Consider the following 2,823-nt stretch of genomic DNA (forward strand, 5'->3'; position numbering starts at 1 on the left):
ACGAAGTCGTCGAGCTCGTTGTCCGCGTAGACGTCCGCGTGCTCGGTCAGCACGTCGTCGACCGTCCCGGCCAGATCCGGATCGCCGAGCCCGGCGAGCTGTCCGAGCGCCGGGTCCCGGCCGTTCCCGCCGTCCCGGGCCTCCTTGGGCGGGTCGAGGAGCCGGTCGGCGAGGACCCGGCGGGCCCGGCGCAACTCGCCCTCCGAGCGGTGCCGCGCCGCGAGGAAGCCCTTCACCGCCTCGTTCGACAGGGCGCTGATGTGGACCAGGACCGCCTCGTGGAGGGGTACGACGATCTGCGGAGGCAGCCCTGCCTCCTGGGCGATCTCGGCGTACCGGCGGCTGCCGACCCGTGCGCCGACCCGGAAGGCCGCCTGGATGCCGTCGGCGGTCCGGCCGCCGAGGAACTCGATCCGGCCCAGGTGCCGGAAGTGGCCCGTGTGGTGGTCCTGGGCGCCGTCCGGGTTCTCGATCAGCTCGGTGAACTGCCACAGCGCCCGGCGGATCGCCGCCGTGAGGTCACGGCCGACGGCCGAGTCGAGAGGGCGGCGGTAGGCCGGGATCTCGGCCCGGATCGCCTCGCCCATCTCGGCGACGATCCCGTCGATCCGAGGCCGGATCAACTCGGCCAGCAGGACGGGAAGTTCGTGCCAGGGCCGACGGACGAACAGATCGGCGGACGGTGGCGGCGAAGCCATCGGAGACCTCCGTGGGGCGCGGGGGCGAGGGCGGACGGGGTGGACGGCGGGTGGCGAGGAGGGGAACGGGACGGGACGGGGTCGGCGGCGGGGCGGACGGGGACGGCACTGTGCGGGGTGAGGGGCCGTCCGGGAAAACAGTCACGCCCGTGACACCTTCCGGCTCCGGCCGCGGTCCGCGCTGGTGGCGCTCCGGCCGCCGACGCGAACGTGGAAGCGACGTTACGCGCCGGTAGCTTCCGTGTCTCGCCCCTGTGACCAAGACGTCGAGGCCGCCCGCGCTCCCCGCCCCCGTACGGCAGAGGAGATCACCCCATGCGCATCCGCAGGGTCCGCCGCACCGCGCCCCGTCCGCTGGCCGTCCTGTCCGGCCTCGTCACCGCGGCCTGTCTCGGCCTCGTGGGCACCACGACCGCCGGGGCGAGCCCCGTCACGGACGCGTCCGTCGCCGCGTCGACGGAGCAGGCCGACCCGGTCGGCCCGCCCCAGGACGGCTTCCCCGCCGCCCTCGGCTACTCCCTGCTCCACCCCACGGCGGTGCCGAGCGGCGCCGACGACTGGGCCTGCCGCCCGACCGCCGCCCACCCCCGCCCCGTCGTCCTCGTCCACGGCACCTTCGAGAACCGGTACGCCAACTGGGCGGGCCTCGCCCCGAAGTTGAAGGAGCAGGGCTACTGCGTCTTCGCGCTCAACTACGGCGGCAGCGGCTCGGGTCCCCTCATGGCGACCGGTGACATCCCCACCTCGGCCGGTCAGCTGGCCGCGTTCGTCGACCGCGTCAGAGCTGCGACCGGCGCCGACCGGGTCGACCTCGTCGGCCACTCGCAGGGCGGCCTGATGCCCCGCTACTACCTGCGTCACCTCGGCGGCGCGGCGAAGACCGCCCACCTGGTGGCCCTGTCGCCCACCAACCACGGCACCTCGCTCTGGGGCCTCGGGCTGCTCGCCCGCGCCTTCCCCGGCGGCGACGCGCTCCTCGGCGCCTCCTGCCCCGCCTGTGCCCAGCAGGTGACCGGCTCCGACTTCGTGACGGCGCTCAACGAGGGCGGCGAGACGCTGCCGGGCGTCTCCTACACGGTGATCGCCACCCGCTACGACGAGGTCGTCACCCCGTACGCCTCGTCCTTCCTCCGACCGGCCCCGAACGTCGTCAACCAGGTGGTGCAGGACCACTGCCCGCTGTCACTCACCGAGCACACCGACATCAGCTACGACCCCACCGCCACCCGGCTCGTCCTCGACGCCCTCGACCCGGCACACGCCCAGCGCCCCTCCTGCCTTCCGTAACGGAGGGGCCCGGCGGGAACGAGGAGGCACCGCAGACACGAGGGGCGGCTCCCCCGGAGTTCGCCCCGGATCGGCCGCTCGAACCGGCAGCACACGGCGTTTCGTCCGGAGCGCTTCCCGCCTCGGAACGCCTGCGGAATCCCCTTTCGATCGGTGACCTCACCGATGAGCAGTACGGGCAGATCATCAGGCCTGGTGATGCCGGGTACGAAACAGCGCGCGCCGTGTACGCGGGCGACATCGACCGCAAGCCCGCCGTCATCCTGCGCCCCGGGAACGCCGACCAGGTCGCGGCCGTCGTGGCGCTGGCGCGGGAGACCGGCCTCGAGTTGGCGGTCCGCGGCGGCGGACACAGCCCGGCCGGGCACAGCGTCTGCGAAGGGGGCATCGTCCTCGACCTGTCCCGCAAGTACGGCATGACCATCGACGACGTCCTCGCCGCGGAGATCGTCACCGCCGACGGTGAACTGCTGCTGGTGGACGAGCACCACCACCCCGACCTGTTCTGGGCCCTCCGCGGTGGCGGCAACTTCGGGGTGGTCACCCGCTTCGAGTTCCGTCTGCACCGGTTCGACGGCGTGTACGGCGGCATGATGGTGCTGCCGGTGACCCCCGAGATCCTGGAGGCCTTCGTCGCCGAGGCCGACCTGCACACGGGTTGGGTCGGCGAAGTACGACCCGGCCAATCTGTTCCGCTCCAACCACGACATCCTGCCCGCGGCCTCATGAGTCCTGCCGCGGGCTGACGCACGGCATCGGCCGCATGCTCGTGCGGCCCCGCGCCACCGGGCGGGGGCGGCCGGCGCCCCCCCACCGGCCGCGGGCCGGGGCCGCGCCC

Annotated in this window: 2 protein-coding genes and 1 pseudogene; 2 read left to right on the plus strand and 1 reads right to left on the minus strand. The window is 73.8% G+C overall.

Annotated elements, in window-relative coordinates; genetic code table 11:
- Positions 1 to 698: pseudogene (locus ABZ318_RS39385) on the minus strand (hypothetical protein); the annotation flags it as partial.
- A gap of 315 nt (positions 699 to 1,013) precedes the next feature.
- On the opposite strand from ABZ318_RS39385, the gene ABZ318_RS39390 reads away from it, so the two are divergent.
- Together ABZ318_RS39390 and ABZ318_RS39395 are read left to right on the plus strand one after the other, a co-directional pair.
- Complete coding sequence (locus ABZ318_RS39390) at positions 1,014 to 1,985, plus strand: alpha/beta fold hydrolase (RefSeq protein WP_356907219.1); 972 nt, start codon at positions 1,014 to 1,016, stop codon at positions 1,983 to 1,985.
- Between the two features lie 224 nt (positions 1,986 to 2,209).
- Positions 2,210 to 2,731, plus strand: a complete 522-nt coding sequence (locus ABZ318_RS39395) for an FAD-binding protein (protein WP_356907220.1) — start codon at positions 2,210 to 2,212, stop codon at positions 2,729 to 2,731.
- The last annotated feature ends 92 nt before the right edge of the window (positions 2,732 to 2,823 follow it).

The sequence above is a fragment of the Streptomyces sp. NPDC006197 genome, from assembly GCF_040613865.1.
Classification (GTDB): Bacteria; Actinomycetota; Actinomycetes; order Streptomycetales; family Streptomycetaceae; genus Streptomyces.